This window comes from Rhizobium sp. BK251, assembly GCF_004345245.1.
In the GTDB taxonomy this organism is placed as follows: Bacteria; Pseudomonadota; Alphaproteobacteria; order Rhizobiales; family Rhizobiaceae; genus Rhizobium.
In genome coordinates this window covers 407,187-425,405 of the sequence record NZ_SLUQ01000001.1, presented here as the reverse complement: position 1 = coordinate 425,405, position 18,219 = coordinate 407,187, and the positions used below count along the sequence as shown (strand labels likewise).

Genomic DNA, 18,219 nt, shown 5'->3' with positions numbered 1-18,219 from the left:
CCCGGCATCATCGTCACAATGCTTCTTCGCCCTCGTATTCGACACCCAGCGAGGCCAGCGCCCGCCAGTAATCCGGGTAGGTCTTTGCGACGCAGCCCGGGTCGAGAATGGTGATGCCCTTTATCTTCAGCCCGGCCAGCGCGAAGCTCATGGCGATGCGGTGGTCCGCGAAGGTGTCGATCGAAGCCGGCAGCGTCTTGCCAACAAGCGAGGGATCGGAGGCGACAATCAGGTCGTCGCCCTCCTCACGGGCGAGATCGGCAGCAATATTCGTGAGCCCGATGGAGAGCGCGCGGATGCGATCGCATTCCTTGACGCGCAGGTTGGCGATGCCGACGAAGCGAACAGGCGTCTCGTTGAAGGCCGCGAGCACGGCGAGTGTGGGGACGGCGTCCTGCATCTGCGAGCCGTCGATCACCGCCGGCAGGTGCGGAAACTTCGAGATGATGTCATGGGCGCGCGCATCCGGCTGGGAGAACTCGCCCGCCGGCGTGCCGAGGTCTATGCGCCCGCCCGTCAGCACTTCTGCGGCCCAGAGATAGGTTGCCGCCGATGCATCCGGCTCGACCGCAAAGTCGGTTGCCGTATAGCCGGTCGGCTCGACGCGCCAGGTCTTCGGGCTGGTACGCTCGACCTTGGCGCCAAAGGCGCGCATGGCCGCGACCGTGAGATCGATGTAGCCGAGCGCGCCGATATGCTCGCCGGTCAGCTCGATCTCGACAGGGCCGGTACCGCAGGGGGCCATCATCAGCAACGCCGAGACATACTGGCTCGAAAGGCCGCCATCGATCGTGACCTTGCCGATCTCGATCGGCCCCTTGCCGTTGATGGTGACCGGCGGGCAGCCGGTCTCGGCCGTTGCATCGATGCCGAGCGAGCGAAGCGCTTCGACGAGCGGCGCGATCGGGCGCTTGCGCATATGCTGGTCGCCGTCGACAACGACCTTGCCGTCGACGAGGGCCGCGGCCGCAGTCAGGAACCGGGTCGCCGTCCCGGCATTGCCGAGGAAGAGCGGTGCGGACGGCGCCTGCAGGCGGCCACTGCCCGTGACGATGAAGGTGGTATCATTCGGCTCGTCGATGGTGACGCCCATCGCCCGCAACGCCTCAGCCATGTAACGCGTGTCGTCGCTTTTCAGGGCGCCCGTGAGGCGGCTCGTTCCCTTCGCCAATCCGGCAAGCAGAAGCGCACGGTTGGTAATGGACTTCGAACCCGGAGGGCTCACCCGGCCCGAAAGCGGTCTGGACGGCGGGATAATGGTCAGTTGGGCTGTGCTCACGATATTGTCTCTTCCGTCGATGCGCGGCCCGGTCTCGAAAGGGCCCCTGGAATGCACGTCGCCCGTCCTCTACGACAAATGAGCCCGTCCTGCAAAATCAGAATTTGACCGTCGGGACGGCGCGGTCGGCCTCGTTCGTAATTTCGAAATATTCGCGCTTTCCGAAGCCGAACTGGCCAGCAACCAGGTTGGATGGGAAGCTCTCGACCTTAACGTTCAGGTCGCGGGCAGCGCCGTTGTAGTAGCGCCGCGCCATCTGGATTTCGCTCTCCATGGTCTCGAGCGAGCCCTGCAACTCGGAGAAATTCTGGTTGGCCTTCAGATCAGGATAGGCTTCGGCGAGCGCCAGCAGGCGGCCGAGCGCCTGTCCAAGCAGGCCTTCGGCCTGGGCGCGCCCGGCAACGTCTCCCGCGGGAACGGCCTGCGCCTTGTTGCGCAGCTCCACCACCTCTTCCAGCGTACCACGCTCATGGGCGGCATAGCCCTTGACGGTCTCGATCAGGTTCGGGATGAGGTCGGCGCGCCGCTTCAATTGGACGTCGATGCCGGACCAGGCCTCCTCCGCCATCTGCCGCGCACGGACAAGGCCGTTGTAGATAAAGACGGCGTAAAGCGCGACGATGACAATAATGGCGAGCAGGATATACATCGCGATTCCCCCGGCGAGTACAAATTCGCGCGGAGATTAGGCAGGATCGCAGATGTTGTCATCTGCGATTTCGTCGCGTTCTCACCGTTTTACCGCCGAACTGCCTGCGTTTGGATCGGATCAGGCAATAAACCGGCGCGAAAGCGCCACCGGCCAAGAATTGTTATTCCGGGCCGGTGTCGTCTAGAGGATATCAGGCCACCTCGCGGGCGAGATTCACCCCACCGGCATCCGTCAGGAGGAAAGCCTCACCGCAGGCCTTGGCAAGCGTGCGCACCCGCAGGATGTAGCTCTGGCGTTCGGTCACGGAGATCACGCCACGCGCATCCAGCAGGTTGAAGACGTGGGACGCCTTGATGCATTGGTCATAGGCCGGGAAGACGCACTTGTGCAGGCGCTGGTTGGCGTTGTCGCCCGGCGCACCGGCGGCGAGCAGCGCCTGACATTCCTTCTCCGCATCGACGAAGTGGCGATGCAGCATCTCGGTGTTGGCGAATTCGAAGTTATGGCGCGAATATTCCTGCTCGGCCTGCAGGAAGACATCGCCGTAGGAAATCTTCTCGGCGCCTTCGCGGCCATTGAAGTTCAGGTCGTAGACATTGTCGACGCCCTGCACGTACATCGCAAGGCGCTCCAGGCCGTAGGTCAGCTCACCCGCGACGGGCGCGCATTCGATGCCGCAGACCTGCTGGAAATAGGTGAACTGCGAGACTTCCATGCCGTCGCACCAGCACTCCCAGCCGAGGCCCCAGGCGCCGAGTGTTGGGCTTTCCCAGTCGTCCTCGACGAAGCGGATATCGTGCAGCAGCGGGTCGAGACCGATCGCCTCGAGCGAGCCGAGATAGAGCTCCTGCAGGTTCGGCGGGTTCGGCTTCAGGATCACCTGGTACTGGTAATAGTGCTGCAGCCGGTTCGGGTTCTCGCCGTAGCGGCCATCGGACGGGCGGCGGGACGGCTGGACATAGGCTGCCTTCCACGGCTTGGGGCCAAGGGCGCGCAGCGTAGTCGCCGGATGGAAGGTACCGGCACCGACTTCCATGTCGTAAGGCTGCAGAACGGCGCAACCCTTGTCCGCCCAGTAGCTGTGCAGCGTCAGGATCAGCGCCTGGAAGGAGCGCTTCGGATTCATGTGGTCGGGAATGGCTGCTGCGGTCATGATGAAGGCATCACTGTTCAGTTGGTTTTGGTGGCGCGACAGGTGCCACGCTATGGAAATGGGGTCAAGCTCTTCACTTGGCTCTCGGCCTCGTCACTCATCCTCGCGCTTGACCCGGTATTCGCCGGTTGCGGGATCCTTGACCAGCGTGCCCATGGCGCCGGTCTGGCGTTCGCGCTCGGCGCGGCGGGACTTTTCGGCAAGGCGCCGTGCATCCTGGATGAAGCGCCGATAGAGCAGCCAGCCGCCGCCGACGAGCACGATGAGAAAGATGATTTGCGGCATGGCTGCCCTCCGTCAGAGTCCGTAGCGGCCCCACATTGCCTTCTCCTCGGCCGCTTCCACAAGCCCTGTGGCAAGGCCCGAAACGACGCCGTTGAGGCCCGCCGAGGAGGCACCCGGAACCCTGCGACCGAAGAGGCCGCGGGGCGCGCTGACCAGCTCCAGTCGGGTCTTGTCGCCATAACGTTTCTTCAGTTCAAGCCGCATGTCGCCGAGACCATCCACCAGCCCAAGTTCCAGCCCGCGCAAGCCGCTCCAGAACAAGCCGGAGAAGATCGTCTCGTCGTCTGTCAGCTTGGCGCCCCGACGCTCGCGCACCATGGCGATGAAGATCTCGTGGATCTCGTGCTGCAGCCCCTTCAGGAAGTCGATGTCCTTTTCCTTCTCCGGCTGGAAGGGATCGAGGATCACCTTGTTTTCACCTGCCGTATAGACGCGCCTCTCGACGCCGACCTTCTTCAGCAGTTCCGGAAAGCCGAAGCCGCCGGAAACGACGCCGATGGAGCCCACGATCGAGGTCGGATCGGCGATGATCTCGTCGCCCGCGAGCGCGATCATGTAGCCGCCGGAGGCCGCGACATCCTCGACGAAGACCAGTACCTTCTTTTCCTTCTCACGGGCGAGTTCACGGATGCGGCTGAAGATCAGGCGCGACTGGACCGGCGAGCCACCCGGCGAATTGATGGAGATGGCGACGGCCGGCGCCGCCTTGAAGCCGAAAGCCTTGTCCAGGACGGCGGCCACGTTGACGAGGTTCAGCGCCGGGCGGAACTGATTGCCACCACTCATAATGGCGCCGTGCAACCGGACTACGGGGATGACCGTATCATCCTTGCGGAAGCGTCTCGGTATCAGCCTCTTAAACAATCCTGCCATCTTTCAATTCCGCTCCCTGTTTCCAATAAATTCCTCAGCAGTGCATGTATGCTCTGCAGCGTCAAACACAATGCCGAACCTCACAAAAGCTCGCCACACCGTCACATAGTTGCGAATGACTTGCATTATCATTCCAAACAGGTTACCACTGCCAATATCGACAAGACCGGGACCAGATACATATGCTTGAACGCAATACCACCCCAGGCTGGCGCCACGAACGCGAAGAAGCCTCACTTTCCGATGTCTACAGAACTGTGCGGACATCATCGAGCGGCTCGACGTTTCGGCGGATCGCAGCTTTCGCGGGTCCCGGTTACATGGTCGCCGTCGGTTACATGGATCCCGGCAACTGGGCGACGTCGCTGGCCGGCGGTTCGAAATTTGGCTACGCGCTGTTGACGGTTGCCCTGCTGTCGAACCTGATGGCCATCGTCCTGCAATCGCTGTGCGCACGCCTCGCTATTGCATCCGGTCGCGACCTTGCCCAGGCATGCCGGGACGCTTTCCCGAAATACGTGTCCGTGCCGCTCTGGGCCTTTGCCGAGATCGCGATCATCGCCACTGACATTGCCGAAGTGATCGGCACCGCGATCGGCCTCAACCTGCTGTTCGGGATACCCCTGGAACTGGGCGTGCTGATCACCGCACTCGACGTTTTTCTCATTCTCTATCTGCAGAAAGTCGGGTTCCGCTGGGTGGAAGCCTTCGTGATTACCCTCCTCGGCGTCATCGCAGTCTGTTTCGCCATTCAGATCTTCATGGCCGACCCGGAATGGGGCGCCGTCATCCGCGGGTTCTTCCCGACGACGGAAATCGTCCGCAACCCGGAGATGCTCTACATCGCGCTCGGCATTCTCGGCGCGACGGTCATGCCGCACAATCTCTATCTGCATTCCGGCATCGTACAGACCCGCGACTACGGCCATTCCGTGCCGGAGAAGCGGGAAGCGCTCAAGTTCGCCACGATCGATTCGACCGTCGCGCTCTGTTTTGCGCTGCTGATCAACGCTTCGATCCTGATCCTTGCAGCAGCGGCTTTCCACGCGCACGGCAAGACGGATGTGGTGGAGCTTGGCGAGGCGTCTTCGCTGCTGGCTCCCCTCCTCGGCCTTGCGATCGCACCGACCCTCTTCGGCATCGCACTTCTCTGCTGCGGCTTGAACTCGACCGTGACGGCCACGCTTGCCGGCCAGATCGTCATGGAAGGCTTCCTGAGAATCCGCTTGCAGCCGTGGATGCGGCGCCTGATAACGCGGGGGATTGCCATCATCCCCGCGGCCTTCGTCACCATCTGGTACGGCGACCAGGGCACGGCGGAATTGCTGATCCTGACGCAGGTCGTGCTCAGCCTGCAGCTTTCCTTCGCCGTCTTCCCGCTTGTCATGTTCACTGCAGACAAGACCAAGATGGGTGAACTCGTCTCGCCCCGTTGGCTGAGCGGCATCGCCTATGTGATCGCAATCGCGATCGCCACGCTCAACATGAAGCTGCTGTTCGACTTCTTCCAAAGTCTCACCTGATCCTCAACGGCGGCGATAGCTCGCCCGGCCGTTGTTCAGGTCGTCGACGAAGGAAGAAAAGCGATGCGTCCCCTCGTCATGCATGACGAGGGGCGCGCGCAGCGAAAGCCGCGCCTTCGAGCCCTTGATTGCCGTCACCAGAATGCGCACGGCATTTTCACCCTCACGCGGATGGACTGGCGTGATCTCGACACCTCCGAAGCGCCGGCCGCAGGCATCGATGATATCGCCGATCGACTGCGGCCGCGCGATCAGCGAGAGCTGACCACCGGGGATCATGATGGCGCCGGCCGTGCGGATCCAGCTCTCGAACAGGTCTCCGGTCATCGCGTGCGCCTCGGCCTTCAGCGCATCGGGCGTACGCCGGTCGCCGGCATCGTTGAACGGCGGGTTCATGATGACATGATGGAAACTGTCATCGACCAGTCCCGCGGCATTGCGGAGCTTGCCGGTCAGGGTCACGTCGGCCTCCGCGGTCGAAACACGCGCCGCAAATGCCGCGTTCTCGGGCAATGCGAGGCTCTTCCTCGCAAACTCCGCCATTTCCGCCGAGCGCTCGAAAAGGACCACTTCAGCTCGTTCGAGCCGCGAGGCGACGGCCATCCCGGCCGCCCCTGCCCCTGCCCCGAGATCGGCAACCCTTATGGGCCCTTCATCGGCGACGAGTGCTGCAAGCAGCATCGCGTCCATGCCGGCGCGGTGGCCGCGGCCCCTGGGCTGGACGATATGGAATCGGCCACGGTGAAAAGCGTCGATAGTTTCGGCTGCCGTCATGGCGGCTCTCAGGTCTTGCTGCGCAGCTCGGCGCCGAGGCCTGCATCAATGAGGATACGGCGCGCCTGATCGGCCCGCTCGTCATCGACCAGCAACCGCCTCTGCAGCATTCCCAGCGAACCCTCCAGCACGCTCATCGCCTGATCCGCAATCACGCAATGAATCCCCGCATCCTTCATCAGGCTCTCCGCAAAGGACAGAAGCACGGGATCGTTGGCGCGGATAAGTTCGTGCATTTGCGATATATTCCCTGTCAAATTCGCGCGACCGGGACAAATCGCCTCTTGCCGCGCCTCCTGCCCCTTTCTATTGTCAAACGCGATGAATGAACAGGAGTCCGGGTCGTTGGGCGTGGTAATACCGCTTGAAGAAGGCAAAAACAAACTCGCGTCAATCAAGCCGCTCGTCGATCTGACCAAGGCGGACATGGAGCGGGTAAACCAGCTTATCCTTTCCAAGGCAGGCTCGGACGTACAGATGATTCCGGAGGTGGCAAACCACCTCATCTCCTCCGGCGGGAAACGGCTGCGGCCAATGCTGACCCTCGCTGCCGCCGCCATGTTCGGCTACGAGGGCGACAACCACATCAAGCTCGCCACCAGTGTCGAGTTCATGCATACGGCGACGCTGCTGCATGACGACGTGGTGGACGAGAGCGACCTGCGTCGCGGCAAGTCCACGGCGCGCATCATCTGGGGCAACCAGGCGAGCGTCCTTGTCGGCGACTTCCTGCTCGGCCAGGCCTTCCGCATGATGGTGGATGCCGGTTCGCTGGATGCACTCGACGTGCTTTCGGCCGCCGCATGCGTCATCGCCGAAGGCGAGGTGCTGCAGCTTTCCGTCGCCAAGAACATGGAAACGACTGAAGACGACTATCTCTCGGTGATTCGCGCCAAGACGGCTGCGCTCTTTGCCGCTGCCGCGGAAGTCGGCCCAATCATCGCCTCCGGCGGCAAGGCCGGGCGCAACGCGCTCAAGTCCTATGGCATGAATCTCGGCCTCGCCTTCCAGCTGGTCGACGACGCGCTGGACTATGGCGGCAAGGCTGCGGAACTCGGCAAGAATGTCGGCGACGACTTCCGCGAGGGCAAGATCACGCTCCCCGTCATCCTCGCCTACCGGCGCGGTACCGGCGAGGAGCGCGCCTTCTGGCGCGATGCCATCGAAGGCGGCAGCAACAGCGATGCCAACCTGGAGAAGGCGCTGCGGCTGATAACCAAATACGGCACGCTGAACGATACGATGGCAAGGGCAGTCCACTATGGAACGATCGCCCGCGACGCGCTGGCGCCGCTGCCCGACAGCACCTGGAAATCGTCGCTGTTGGACGTCATCGATTTCTGCATCGAGCGCCTGAACTGAATCGATCATCGGCTGATTTTCTTGCGGGACCGCTTCAAAAAAGCCATCCTATTGTGAATCAGTCGTAGCAACTGATTGTGCGGCCGACCGTGGGGACGGCCCTCGGAGAAAGGTTTTCCAATGCGGCAAAAAATTGCCATCCGTTTCCTATCGAGCGCGGCCTTGGCGGTGGTTCTCTCCTTCCCTGCCATGCATGCGGCGCGAGCGGAGGCAGTCCCGTCGAGCGAACAGGCCGCGCCCGTCGTGAAGTTCGATCCTGAAAACGTGACGACCTTTTCCGGTGCTTTCCTTGCTGCCCGGACCGCCGACGTCGACCACGATTACGACACCGCCATCACCCTCTACAAGAAGGCGCTGATGTTCGAGCCGGGCAATCCGGAAATCCGCCAGCGCCTGATGATCTCGCTGCTCTTGAACGGCGACCTTAAGGACGGCGTGAAGTATGCCGACGACCTGAAGGCGGATCCGTCCGTCGAGCGCATCACCACGGTCGTGCGGGCCATGGATGCCATTCGTCGCCACGAATTCAAGACGGCCGACAGCCTTCTGAAATATGACGGGCCCAACGATCTCGACCGCATGATGAACGACCTTCTGGCCGCATGGGCCCGTGTCGGCTCCGGCAAGGGCAAGGAGGCGCTTGCATCGGTCGAGAAGATGAAGGGTCCCGACTGGTTCCGGATCTTCCAGAACTACCATGCCGGCGCGATCGCGATCATGAACGGCAATGTCTCGGCCGCGCGCCGGCATCTGAACGATGCCGTGCTCGACAAGGAAGGCGGGGCAACAGCGCCTGATACCTTCATGCGCTCCGTGATGGCGCTGGCGCGCCTCGAGGCAAGCACCGGCAACAAGCAGCGGGCCCTCGACGCGATTTCCGTCGGCGACAACATGGTCAGCAACTATGCGCCGCTGAACGCGCTTCGCGAAAGCATCGAGAACGGCGAAAAGCCGCCGCAGCAGGTCACCAACGCCGCACAGGGTGCGGCTGCCGTTCTCTTCTCCGTCGGCAGCGCGCTCAACCGCGACGGCGCGGAGGACATCGTTTCGCTCTACCTGCAGACGGCCCACGCTCTTGACCCCGAAAGCGCCGACACGCTGGTCCTGCTCGGCGGCATAGCCGAGAAGCAAGAACAGATGGACCGGGCCATCGCCTTCTACAAGCAGGTGCCGGACGGCTCTCCCATGCGGCGCATTTCCGAGCTGCAGCTCGGCCTGGCGCTGGCGCAGGGCGGCAAGGTCGACGAGGCGCGCAAACACCTCCAGGCGCTGATCGTATCGGATCCAAAGGATATCCGCAGCTACCTTGCCTATGGCAGCGTGCTTTCCGACGCCAAGGATTACCCGGCAATGGCCGAGAACTACGACAAGGCCGTGGAAATCATCGGCCCGGTGCCGAGCCGCGGCCATTGGTCGGTTTTCTTCCAGCGCGGCATCGCCTACGAGCGGCTGAAGAAATGGGACCAGGCCGAGCCGAACTTCCGCAAGGCCCTGGAACTCAATCCTGACCAGCCTCAGGTGCTGAACTACCTCGGCTATTCCTGGGTCGACATGAACCGGAACCTCGACGAGGGGCTGGACATGATCAAGAAGGCTGCTGACCTCAGGCCGGATGACGGCTATATCGTCGATTCGCTCGGCTGGGCTTACTATCGCCTGAACCGTTTCGACGACGCCGTGAACGAACTCGAGCGGGCCGCGCAGATCAAGGCCGGAGACGCGACGATCAACGACCATCTCGGAGATGCCTACTGGCGGGTCGGGCGCAAGCTCGAGGCCGTCTACCAGTGGAACCGTGCCCTGACTGCCGACCCCGACGAGGCGGAAATTCCGAAGATCAAGGAAAAGGTCGCAAACGGCCTGCCGGCGCTCGACAGCGATGCCAAGGCTGCCGACACGTCCAAGCAGCCCGAGCCCGCTCCTGTCGTCCCACCGGCCGCCGACAAGAAGTCCTGACGGACGGCCCATGACCGGTTCCGGCACGGCGGGGGATTTTGACGTCAGGGAAGACGCCCGCGCCAAGATCAATCTTGCCCTGCACGTGACGGGTCGGAGAAGCGACGGTTACCATCTGCTCGATATGCTGGTGACCTTTGCTGGGCATGGGGACAGGCTTGGCTTCTCATCCGCGTCGGAGGACCGCTTCACGCTCGATGGGCGCTTCGCGGACCAGCTTTCGCAGGATGCCGGGGGTGACAACCTGGTCCTCAAGGCCCGCGACCTCCTGCGCCAGGCTATAATCGAAACCGGCGGCGAAGTGCGGCCGGTCCACATCCATCTCGAAAAGAACCTGCCGATCGCCTCGGGCATCGGTGGTGGGTCGGCGGATGCGGCGGCGACGCTGCGCGGGCTCTCGCACCTGTGGAACACGGAGTTGCCCGACGACGCGCTTTCCGCGCTTGCCGTCCGATTGGGCGCCGATGTGCCCATGTGCCTTGTGAGCCGGCCGCTGGTCGCCCGGGGCATCGGCGAAGAGGTCGAGCTTCTTGCGGATTTCCCCTCTTTCGCCATGGTACTTGCCAATCCGCTCGTCGGCGTTTCCACGCCGTCCGTCTTTCGCGGGCTCGTGAAGCGGGACAATCCGCCGCTTGCAATTCACCCGCGCCCGCACGACATCAGGCAATGGACGGAAACCATCCGGAGCCTCAGGAACGACCTGGAGCCTCCGGCGCGGCTTATTGCCGGCGAGATCGCGATCGTATCGACCATGCTTGCCGAGGCCGGCGCGGGCTTGGTACGCATGTCGGGCTCGGGAGCGACCTGCTTCGGCCTGTTCGAAACGCCGCAATCGGCGGCACGGGCTGCGGATCTCATGCGTAAAGAACGGCCAGACTGGTATTTTGAGGCGACCGAGACGACCCCGGGAGAAGCATCATGGCAGGCCTAGACGAGACGCGTCCCTTCATCCCCGTGGGCATCGCCGTGCTGACGGTCTCCGACAGCAGGACACTGGAGAACGACAAATCCGGTGACACGCTGGCAGGCAGGGTGATCGAGACCGGCCATCGTCTCGTTGCGCGCGCGATCGTGCCTGATGACAAGGACCGCATCCGCGACCAGGTGCAGACCTGGACGCTGGACAAGGAAATCGACGTCGTCATCACGACGGGCGGCACCGGCTTTACCGGTCGGGACGTGACCCCGGAAGCGCTGGAACCTCTCTTCGAAAAGCGGATGGACGGCTTTTCCGAGGTCTTCCATCGCATCTCCTATGACAAGATCGGCACATCGACGATCCAGTCGCGCGCAACAGGCGGCGTCGCAAACGCGACCTTCATCTTCGTGCTGCCCGGCTCACCCGGCGCCTGCAAGGATGCCTGGGACGGCATCATCAAGGCGCAGCTCGATTATCGCCACATGCCCTGCAATTTCGTGGAAATCATGCCGCGCCTCGACGAACACCTGAAGCGTGGCGCAGCCGGCTGAGCCTATCGCGCGGCGCGGGCGACCCAGGATGGGATCAACTCGCTCGAGAGCTGCCTTGTCTTCTGGCCCTTGGCGAACTCCGTCAGGCGCATGCCTGTCCTGGCCACGCTGAGGGCCTGCCGCTTGGACAGGAGAAGGCCAAGCTCGAGCGGAGGCTGTGAACGGCCTATGCGCTCGAGAAAGGGCCGCCTGTAGGCACGCGACGCAGTGAAACGCGCCGGCACCTTGTTCAGCGACACATACTCGGCGATCTCCTCGATCCAGCCGGCCTGCGGGCGGGCGCCCGGCTCGACCAGAAGCAGCCATTCCCCGCGCGCCGATTGAACGACATCCTTGATATCCCATTGGGAATGAAAGCGGCAGCCCGCGGCATCCGCAACGCGCGACGTCCCGTCGCGCGAGCCGTGGTCAAGCACCACGACATCGCACACGAGTCCTTCGACAGCCCCTGCCACGAGAACCGATAAAGTCTGCGCCAGCTCAGGTTCCTGATCCTGGCATTCGATTATGACAGTCAACATTGCCTATTTATAATGCATCGCACAAATTTTTGCCAGCAGTGGATTTCGCATTTTGTTCTTGCATTGTTCTCATTCCTCGGATAGGAATTTAATCATGATTGAAGGCGGATGCAACTGCATCCTGCCCCTGGAGCCACCAATGAACAAGCAATCCCTAGCGGGGCAGGACGCGTTTGCGCCTGCCAATACGGCGGATGTTGCTGACGCGATGATCACCGCCTCCGGCTTGCGCATCGAGATCGACCGACGGCGCGGCCGCGGCGCCGGCCTCAATCCGAGCGGCCGCTTCGAGCCCGTTCAGCGCGAGGTATTCGACGACGGCTGGCAGACGTGGGAGGAATTGCCGCCCTTCAAGACGGATGTGCAGGTGGAAAAGCCGCGCACGGCGATCACCCGCAATGCATCGCCCGACATTCCATTCGACCGCTCCATCAATCCGTATCGCGGCTGCGAGCACGGATGCATCTACTGCTTCGCCCGGCCCACGCACGCCTATATGGGCCTTTCGGCAGGGCTGGACTTCGAATCCAAGCTGTTTGCCAAGCCGGACGCGCCGAAGTTGCTGGAGCGCGAACTGGCGAAGCCGGGGTACAAGGCGCGCGTGATCGCCATCGGCACCAATACGGATCCCTACCAGCCGATCGAGAAGGAATGGCGCATCATGCGGCAGACTCTCGAGGTGCTGAACAAGGCGAGCCATCCGGTCTCGATCGTCACGAAGTCGGCGCTTGTGATGCGCGACATCGATATCCTGAAGGAGCTGGCATCGCGAAACCTCGTGCGCGTATCGCTGTCGGTGACGACGCTCGACCGCAAGCTCGCGCGTACGATGGAGCCGCGCGCGGCGACCCCGACGCGACGCCTGGAAGCGATCCAGGCGCTTTCGGAGGCCGGCATTCCAACTTCCGTCATGGCAGCGCCGATGATTCCGGCCCTCAACGACCACGAGCTCGAACGGATTCTCGAAGCCGCCAAGGCTGCGGGCGCGCAGGAGGCAGGCTACGTCATTCTGCGCCTGCCGCTGGAGGTAAGCCCGCTTTTCCGCGACTGGCTGCTGCAGAACTACCCGCATCGCTACCAGCATGTAATGTCGCTGGTACGCTCCATGCGCGGCGGCAAGGACTATGACGCCGAATTCGGCAAGCGCATGAAGGGAGCCGGCCCCTATGCCTGGCAGATCAGCCGCCGGTTCGAGCTTGCGGTGAAGCGGCTGGGCCTGACGCGACGCAGCATCCAGCTTCGCGACGACCTTTTCGTGCCGCCTGACGGCAGCGGCGTGCAGCTGTCGCTGCTTTGAGATTGCGTCTTTTAGCGGATGGCCACCCTGTCCCCCGTCCGCTGAAACAGCCCCCGGTCCGCCGCCTCACTGCGGCATGTTGACCGCCATGCCGCACCGGGGGCTTGAGGAGATCGGGCTGGCGTGCGAATTTCCGCCGCATGAAAGCTCGCACGTCACCCGATTCTCCTCTGCTTTTCGAAGATATCCCGCTGCTGCCGGATTTCCGACTGGAGCTTGCCGCACGGAAGGCCGGCCATTGGCCGGTCGCGGGAGCTGACGAAGCGGGGCGTGGCCCCCTTGCGGGGCCTGTCGTTGCGGCTGCCGTCATCCTCGACCCGGAGCGTATGCCGGAGGGATTGAACGATTCGAAGCAGCTTTCAGCCGCCCAGCGCGAGAACCTCTTCGAGCACATCCTGGCGACGGCGACCGTCTCCATCGCCTCCTCGAGCTCGATACGGATCGACGAGACCGATATCCGCAAGGCGAGCCTTGACGCCATGCGCCGCGCAATCTGCAGCCTCGCGATCCGGGCAAGCTATGTCCTGACCGATGGGCTTGATGTGCCGGCCGGGCTGCACTGCCCCGGGAAGGCTGTCGTGAAGGGCGATTCCCGCTCCGTCTCCATCGCCGCAGCCTCGATCGTCGCCAAGGTGACGCGCGACCGGATGATGGCGCGCGCCCACACCGTCTTTCCCGCCTACGGCTTTAATTCCCATTCCGGCTATGCCACAGCCGTCCACCGCGCCGGCATCGAGCAACATGGCCCGTGCTCGCTTCACCGCATGAGCTTCCGGCCATTGCGCAGGGAATGAAGCGCCAAAAGAAGCCCAATAAAAAAGGCCGGAGAATCTCCGGCCTTCTGATTCTGGTGATCGCCTCGACGCTCAGTTCAGGCGGTTCTTGACCTCGCCAACGGCGGTCTCGAACAGCTTCGACTGGACGCCGTTGTCGGCCTTCTTGGCGAGAACCGACTCGGCGGCTGCAATGCCGAGATCGACGGCGGCCGAACGCACCGCCTTCATCGCATCGGCTTCTGCCTGCTTGATCTTCTGTTCCGAAATGGCGGTGCGGTTGGCGACGAATTCCTCCGTCTTCTTCCGGGCCTCTTCCGTCAGCATCTCGGCCTCACGCTCGGCGGCAGCAACGATGTGCGCAGCCTCGGCCTCGGCCTCCTTGCGCTTGCGCTGGTACTCGGCGAGCAGGTGCTGGGCCTCTTCGCGAAGACGCTTGGCTTCGGCTAGCTCGTTGCGGATATGGTCGGCGCGGTCGTCCAGCGACTTCGCCATCATGCCCGGAACCTTGAGATAGACGATCAGGGCAAGAAAGAGGACCAGTCCAACGAAAGCAAAGAAGGTTGCATCAAATGCGAATTCCATCGATCAAGCCTCCTGCTTTGCGCCAGCGACGGCGGCGGCGACTTCGGTATCGGTAGTCTTTGCGCCGATCAGCTGCTCGACGACGGCACTGGCGGTCTCCGCCGCAATCGAACCGACGTCGGCAAAGGCCTTTGCCTTGACTTCCGCGATGTGGGCCTCGGCGGCCTTGAGCTTTTCGGCAAGACTTGCCTCGATCTTGGCGCGCTCTGCCTCGGCCTTCGCCTTGGCACTTTCGCGAGCCGCGGCACCGATGGTGTTGGCCTTTGCGCGGGCGCCGGCAAGTTCGCTTTCATATGTCGCGACGGCTGCGTCGGCTTCCGCCTTCAGCTGGCTCGCCTCATCCAGATCCTGCGCGATGCGGTCATGGCGGCCATCTATGATGGCCCCGATGCGCGGCGCGATAACCTTTTGCATGAGCAGATAGAAGACGCCGAACGTAATCACCAGCCAGAGAAGCTGGGACGAGAAGGTCGACGCGTCAAAAGGCGGGAAAACCGCGCTGCCGTGCTGGTCTTCCGCAATGCCGGTCTCGGTATGGACCTCGCCTGCAGCAGGGGCGCCATGGGCATCCGTGCCGCCGGGCTGACCTGTTTCGGTTCCCGCCGGAGCTTCTTCAGCATAGGCCGGGGTCACAAACAACATGCTCACCTCCAGGTGTACTGCAAATGCGAAAGATCACGGCTCGCTGCCCGCAAGCCGTGATCCGTCAATTCGCCGATATCAGACGGCGAAGAGCAGAAGGAGAGCAACGAGCAGCGAGAAGATGCCCAGAGCTTCCGTAACGGCGAAACCGAAAACCAGACGGCCGAACTGGCTGTCAGCAGCAGACGGGTTGCGCAGAGCGCCGGAGAGGTAGCTGCCGAAGATGTTGCCGAGGCCGAGAGCCGTACCGGCCATACCCAGGCAAGCAAGACCTGCACCGATGAACTTTGCTGCTTCCGCTTCCATGTTGAACTCCTTTGAAATGGGTTGTTGCGGCGAATGACTGACGCCCTTTGACGTCAATGTCGGTATCCTTAGTGACCACCCGGATGGATCGCGTCGTTGAGGTACATGCAAGTCAGTACCGCAAAGACGTATGCCTGCAGGAAGGCTACGAGGAACTCGAGACCGGTCAGGGCGACCGTCATGATGAGAGGAAGAATGGCGCCACCGACACCGACAGCACCGAGGGCTCCGAGCGAGGCGACGAAGCCTGCGAACACCTTGAGCGTGATGTGACCGGCGAGCATGTTGGCGAAAAGACGAACAGAGAGCGAAATCGGACGCGACAGGAACGATATGATTTCGATCGAGACCACCAGAGGCAGCAGGATGCCCGGCACACCTGAGGGCACGAAGACCTGCAGGAAATGGAAGCCGTGCTTATAGAAGCCGTAGACCAGCACCGTGCCGATGACCAGGATGGCAAGGGCAAAGGTGACGATGATCTGGCTCGTCACCGTATAGAAGTACGGGAACATGCCGAGCAGGTTTGCCGTCAGCACGAACATGAAGAGCGAGAAGACCAGTGGGAAGAACTTCATCCCCTTAGTGCCGGCGCCCTCTTTCAGCATGCCGGCAATGAATTCGTAGGAAACCTCGGCCACCGACTGCGAGCGACCCGGAATGATCGCGCGGTTCGAGGTGGAGAAATAGAGGAAACCCGCAGCAACGGCCGCCGAGGCGACCATAAAGAGCGAGGCATTGGTGAACGAAAAATCAATTCCGCCGATCTCGATAGGCACAATCTTCTGGATCAGGAACTGATGGGTCGGATCGTTAGACACCGCTTGTTCTCTCTCATTTTGCCCGCCTGGCGGCGGAGGTCATTACCATGGGAGCGCGCCTTTTCAGGCGCCGTTTCCCTTGTTCGCATCTTTGCCGTCACCGCCGTCCACGGGGTATGGATTTGACACCTTCCCCGCCGACCGCAGAACGTTCAGCACACCAGCACAGAAGCCGAGAAGCAGCAATATAATCATGCCCCAAGGTGCCGTGCCGACAAAACGGTCGAAAAGATAGCCAAGGATGGCGCCAACCACGATTGCGGAAATGAACTCGCTGGAAAGCTTCATCGCCTGGGCATAGCCTTTGCGGCTAACCTCGGCTCGGGCTTCCGTCGCTTCGTCCCCCGCCGTCTCGTTCCGTTTGCTCGCAAGCTCTGCCCCCAGACGCTTGCTGCGCTCTTCCAGACTTTCTTCGCGGTCATCCGCCATGATGAGTTCCTCGCCTTTCGCTGCCCGCGATCCCGCTACCCCGGTGATTCCGGACAACGAACGCGAAGGTCCTACCACCTTCCGGCCCGTTTTGAAGTCGCGCGCAACATAGTTTTAGGGGAAAGCATAGTCAAGGCGTGGGCTGTCCATGTCCAGCCATTAATTAGCCGAGGCAAATCATATACTTACATCGATGATGGAGCACCGCGGCAAAATTGACGGGAAGAATCCCATCTGCGAGGACGCCATATCCCCAAGGTTTCATGGCGCAACCTGTCATTTCGGCTCGGAGGAGGCTGCGAAACGACCGAATCCTCAGATCCAGCCGCCGCCATAGGTGCGATAGAAGACGTGAAGACCGATGCGGCCCACCTTCGCCATCGTCTTTGCCCACTTCGGGCGAACATAGACTGCGTGATAATGGGTGGCCGAGCCGACCTGGGGCAGCCAGATCTTGCCGGCAGTGACCGCCATGGCGACCTCGCGGGCGACACGCCAATGATATTGTGAGTTCACGCGGTCCTTGATGTTGTCGCAGGCGAAGGAAAACTGGCAGCGATTACGCCAGTCTTCGTTCTGGTAGACCACGCCGCAGATCGTCTTGGGATAGGCCGGATTTCGGACGCGGTTCAGGATGACCTGGGCGACAGCGGCTTGGCCCTGCACCGATTCACCGCGTGCCTCGAAATAGATGCCGGAGGCCAGGCACTGCTGTTCCGCGGGGGAGAAGACCGAGGGCGGCAGGACGCTTGCGGCCCAGGCGTGATCATCCGGGCCGATCTGCGGGACGAACCGGCCGGCGTCGTCATCCTTCAGAATCGAATCGAACGGCGACACGCGGGCATAGTCGGGCGCAGCCGGCGCGTAGGCGGTGGCCAGCGAGTCCGCCTTCTCATTGGTGACAAGATCCGCGAGGATCGTGGGCACGCCGGCGTCCTGCTTGGGCGCGCGTTTGCGATAGAAGGCGGTCGCGATCTCGATCTCCTTGCCCTTCAGCTGCGGCTTCAGAAATGCGGCCTTGTCCTTTGTCTGCATCGAGGGGCTCAAGAGGAAGCTCTGGCGCTCGATGATGCTGCCCGCGGAAAAGTCCTTCGGCGGCCGCATCTGCTCGACCGCAACGACGCGACCTTTCTTCACCTTCCGGTTTACGCGATCCTCGTCCGGAAGCTCCTCCTGCCCCCTGTCCTTTGCGACGAAGGCGACCTTGCGGCCGTCCGGCAGCACCATGCCCGCGCCGGGGGGAATCGCCTGCGTCTGGACGGGATCGGTAAAGGCAAGCTCGGCCTGGTGAATGGAGCCCGCGGGCGAATCCGTCAGCACCATGCGCCAGTTGCGGCCGCCGTCATCAAGGCCGGCAAGCAGTGCGGCAAGATCGGCATGGGCCGCGCCAGTCGGAAATGCCAGCCAGCCGCAGAGGCCGAAGACGGCGGGAGACGTCCAGCTCGGAGGCAGGACGCGAAACTTGCTTGGGAAACGGCTCTTTCGACGCAACACCAGACTCCACTCAGGCACGCGAGG

21 protein-coding genes are annotated in these 18,219 nt (G+C 62.5%); 7 read left to right on the top strand and 14 right to left on the bottom strand.

What is annotated here, in order from left to right; genetic code table 11:
* Positions 1–13: 13 nt before the first annotated feature.
* The 5 genes from EV286_RS02000 to EV286_RS01980 all read right to left on the bottom strand — a co-directional run bounded on the left by EV286_RS02000 (position 14) and on the right by EV286_RS01980 (position 4,242).
* Positions 14–1,282 (bottom strand): 3-phosphoshikimate 1-carboxyvinyltransferase, encoded by a 1,269-nt coding sequence (locus EV286_RS02000; protein WP_207909720.1) that lies wholly within the window; start codon positions 1,280–1,282, stop codon positions 14–16.
* Positions 1,283–1,376: 94 nt separating this feature from the next.
* Positions 1,377–1,928, bottom strand: coding sequence for a LemA family protein (locus EV286_RS01995; protein ID WP_132955320.1), 552 nt, complete (start codon positions 1,926–1,928; stop codon positions 1,377–1,379).
* A gap of 193 nt (positions 1,929–2,121) precedes the next feature.
* On the bottom strand, positions 2,122–3,057 hold the full coding sequence (locus EV286_RS01990; protein WP_132955704.1) for a glycine--tRNA ligase subunit alpha: 936 nt from the start codon (positions 3,055–3,057) through the stop codon (positions 2,122–2,124).
* Positions 3,058–3,177: 120 nt separating this feature from the next.
* On the bottom strand, positions 3,178–3,369 hold the full coding sequence (locus EV286_RS01985) for a hypothetical protein (RefSeq protein WP_132955319.1): 192 nt from the start codon (positions 3,367–3,369) through the stop codon (positions 3,178–3,180).
* Between the two features lie 12 nt (positions 3,370–3,381).
* A complete protein-coding gene (locus EV286_RS01980; protein WP_132955318.1) occupies positions 3,382–4,242 on the bottom strand; it encodes a S49 family peptidase in 861 nt (286 codons plus the stop codon).
* 182 nt (positions 4,243–4,424) lie between these two features.
* Here EV286_RS01980 and EV286_RS01975 point away from each other — a divergent pair, with 182 nt between their 5' ends.
* A complete protein-coding gene (locus EV286_RS01975; protein WP_132955317.1) occupies positions 4,425–5,765 on the top strand; it encodes an Nramp family divalent metal transporter in 1,341 nt (446 codons plus the stop codon).
* Between the two features lie 3 nt (positions 5,766–5,768).
* Here EV286_RS01975 and EV286_RS01970 read toward each other — a convergent pair whose 3' ends face one another.
* Together EV286_RS01970 and EV286_RS01965 are read right to left on the bottom strand one after the other, a co-directional pair.
* Positions 5,769–6,539 (bottom strand): methyltransferase, encoded by a 771-nt coding sequence (locus EV286_RS01970; protein WP_132955316.1) that lies wholly within the window; start codon positions 6,537–6,539, stop codon positions 5,769–5,771.
* 8 nt (positions 6,540–6,547) lie between these two features.
* The gene (locus tag EV286_RS01965; RefSeq protein WP_132955315.1) at positions 6,548–6,775 is read right to left on the bottom strand and encodes a DUF2007 domain-containing protein; all 228 of its coding nucleotides are present in this window, start codon (positions 6,773–6,775) and stop codon (positions 6,548–6,550) included.
* 109 nt (positions 6,776–6,884) lie between these two features.
* Here EV286_RS01965 and EV286_RS01960 point away from each other — a divergent pair, with 109 nt between their 5' ends.
* The 4 genes from EV286_RS01960 (at position 6,885) to moaB (ending at position 11,327) form a co-directional block, all read left to right on the top strand.
* Positions 6,885–7,901 (top strand): polyprenyl synthetase family protein, encoded by a 1,017-nt coding sequence (locus EV286_RS01960; protein ID WP_132955314.1) that lies wholly within the window; start codon positions 6,885–6,887, stop codon positions 7,899–7,901.
* Positions 7,902–8,021: 120 nt separating this feature from the next.
* Entirely contained in the window at positions 8,022–9,857 is a 1,836-nt protein-coding gene (locus EV286_RS01955; protein WP_132955313.1) for a tetratricopeptide repeat protein, read from the top strand.
* A gap of 10 nt (positions 9,858–9,867) precedes the next feature.
* The gene (locus tag EV286_RS01950) at positions 9,868–10,788 is read left to right on the top strand and encodes a 4-(cytidine 5'-diphospho)-2-C-methyl-D-erythritol kinase (protein WP_132955312.1); all 921 of its coding nucleotides are present in this window, start codon (positions 9,868–9,870) and stop codon (positions 10,786–10,788) included.
* Positions 10,776–11,327: a molybdenum cofactor biosynthesis protein B gene (gene moaB / locus EV286_RS01945; protein WP_132955311.1), complete on the top strand. Its 552-nt coding sequence runs from the start codon at positions 10,776–10,778 to the stop codon at positions 11,325–11,327. Before EV286_RS01950 ends, moaB begins: the two co-directional genes overlap by 13 nt.
* A 2-nt stretch (positions 11,328–11,329) precedes the next feature.
* Here moaB and EV286_RS01940 read toward each other — a convergent pair whose 3' ends face one another.
* Positions 11,330–11,848: a glycosyl transferase gene (locus EV286_RS01940; protein ID WP_132955310.1), complete on the bottom strand. Its 519-nt coding sequence runs from the start codon at positions 11,846–11,848 to the stop codon at positions 11,330–11,332.
* A gap of 139 nt (positions 11,849–11,987) precedes the next feature.
* On the opposite strand from EV286_RS01940, the gene EV286_RS01935 reads away from it, so the two are divergent.
* Entirely contained in the window at positions 11,988–13,145 is a 1,158-nt protein-coding gene (locus EV286_RS01935; RefSeq protein WP_132955309.1) for a PA0069 family radical SAM protein, read from the top strand.
* Between the two features lie 140 nt (positions 13,146–13,285).
* The gene (locus tag EV286_RS01930) at positions 13,286–13,939 is read left to right on the top strand and encodes a ribonuclease HII (protein ID WP_132955308.1); all 654 of its coding nucleotides are present in this window, start codon (positions 13,286–13,288) and stop codon (positions 13,937–13,939) included.
* Between the two features lie 72 nt (positions 13,940–14,011).
* Here the strand turns inward: EV286_RS01930 and EV286_RS01925 are convergent, their stop codons facing one another.
* From EV286_RS01925 to EV286_RS01900, 6 genes are all read right to left on the bottom strand, one after another.
* On the bottom strand, positions 14,012–14,503 hold the full coding sequence (locus EV286_RS01925) for a F0F1 ATP synthase subunit B (RefSeq protein WP_132955307.1): 492 nt from the start codon (positions 14,501–14,503) through the stop codon (positions 14,012–14,014).
* Between the two features lie 3 nt (positions 14,504–14,506).
* The gene (locus tag EV286_RS01920; RefSeq protein ID WP_132955306.1) at positions 14,507–15,145 is read right to left on the bottom strand and encodes a F0F1 ATP synthase subunit B; all 639 of its coding nucleotides are present in this window, start codon (positions 15,143–15,145) and stop codon (positions 14,507–14,509) included.
* A 78-nt stretch (positions 15,146–15,223) separates the two neighbouring features.
* Complete coding sequence (locus EV286_RS01915) at positions 15,224–15,451, bottom strand: F0F1 ATP synthase subunit C (protein ID WP_018330055.1); 228 nt, start codon at positions 15,449–15,451, stop codon at positions 15,224–15,226.
* A gap of 68 nt (positions 15,452–15,519) precedes the next feature.
* The gene (locus tag EV286_RS01910) at positions 15,520–16,272 is read right to left on the bottom strand and encodes a F0F1 ATP synthase subunit A (RefSeq protein ID WP_132955305.1); all 753 of its coding nucleotides are present in this window, start codon (positions 16,270–16,272) and stop codon (positions 15,520–15,522) included.
* A gap of 63 nt (positions 16,273–16,335) precedes the next feature.
* Positions 16,336–16,701, bottom strand: coding sequence for an AtpZ/AtpI family protein (locus EV286_RS01905; protein WP_132955304.1), 366 nt, complete (start codon positions 16,699–16,701; stop codon positions 16,336–16,338).
* Between the two features lie 315 nt (positions 16,702–17,016).
* On the bottom strand, positions 17,017–18,192 hold the full coding sequence (locus EV286_RS01900) for a cell wall hydrolase (RefSeq protein ID WP_132955303.1): 1,176 nt from the start codon (positions 18,190–18,192) through the stop codon (positions 17,017–17,019).
* Between the last annotated feature and the right edge of the window lie 27 nt (positions 18,193–18,219).

Coding starts and splice junctions, on each gene's coding strand:
- EV286_RS01990 (WP_132955704.1), bottom strand. CDS start 3,057: ATGAATCCGAAGCGCTCCTTCCAGGCGCTGATCCTGACGCTGCACAGC.
- EV286_RS01915 (WP_018330055.1), bottom strand. CDS start 15,451: ATGGAAGCGGAAGCAGCAAAGTTCATCGGTGCAGGTCTTGCTTGCCTG.
- EV286_RS01975 (WP_132955317.1), top strand. CDS start 4,425: ATGCTTGAACGCAATACCACCCCAGGCTGGCGCCACGAACGCGAAGAA.
- EV286_RS01920 (WP_132955306.1), bottom strand. CDS start 15,145: ATGTTGTTTGTGACCCCGGCCTATGCTGAAGAAGCTCCGGCGGGAACC.
- EV286_RS01985 (WP_132955319.1), bottom strand. CDS start 3,369: ATGCCGCAAATCATCTTTCTCATCGTGCTCGTCGGCGGCGGCTGGCTG.
- EV286_RS01980 (WP_132955318.1), bottom strand. CDS start 4,242: ATGGCAGGATTGTTTAAGAGGCTGATACCGAGACGCTTCCGCAAGGAT.
- EV286_RS01950 (WP_132955312.1), top strand. CDS start 9,868: ATGACCGGTTCCGGCACGGCGGGGGATTTTGACGTCAGGGAAGACGCC.
- EV286_RS01955 (WP_132955313.1), top strand. CDS start 8,022: ATGCGGCAAAAAATTGCCATCCGTTTCCTATCGAGCGCGGCCTTGGCG.
- EV286_RS01930 (WP_132955308.1), top strand. CDS start 13,286: ATGAAAGCTCGCACGTCACCCGATTCTCCTCTGCTTTTCGAAGATATC.
- EV286_RS01905 (WP_132955304.1), bottom strand. CDS start 16,701: ATGGCGGATGACCGCGAAGAAAGTCTGGAAGAGCGCAGCAAGCGTCTG.
- EV286_RS01965 (WP_132955315.1), bottom strand. CDS start 6,775: ATGCACGAACTTATCCGCGCCAACGATCCCGTGCTTCTGTCCTTTGCG.
- EV286_RS01925 (WP_132955307.1), bottom strand. CDS start 14,503: ATGGAATTCGCATTTGATGCAACCTTCTTTGCTTTCGTTGGACTGGTC.
- EV286_RS01970 (WP_132955316.1), bottom strand. CDS start 6,539: ATGACGGCAGCCGAAACTATCGACGCTTTTCACCGTGGCCGATTCCAT.
- EV286_RS01935 (WP_132955309.1), top strand. CDS start 11,988: ATGAACAAGCAATCCCTAGCGGGGCAGGACGCGTTTGCGCCTGCCAAT.
- moaB (WP_132955311.1), top strand. CDS start 10,776: ATGGCAGGCCTAGACGAGACGCGTCCCTTCATCCCCGTGGGCATCGCC.
- EV286_RS01940 (WP_132955310.1), bottom strand. CDS start 11,848: ATGTTGACTGTCATAATCGAATGCCAGGATCAGGAACCTGAGCTGGCG.
- EV286_RS01995 (WP_132955320.1), bottom strand. CDS start 1,928: ATGTATATCCTGCTCGCCATTATTGTCATCGTCGCGCTTTACGCCGTC.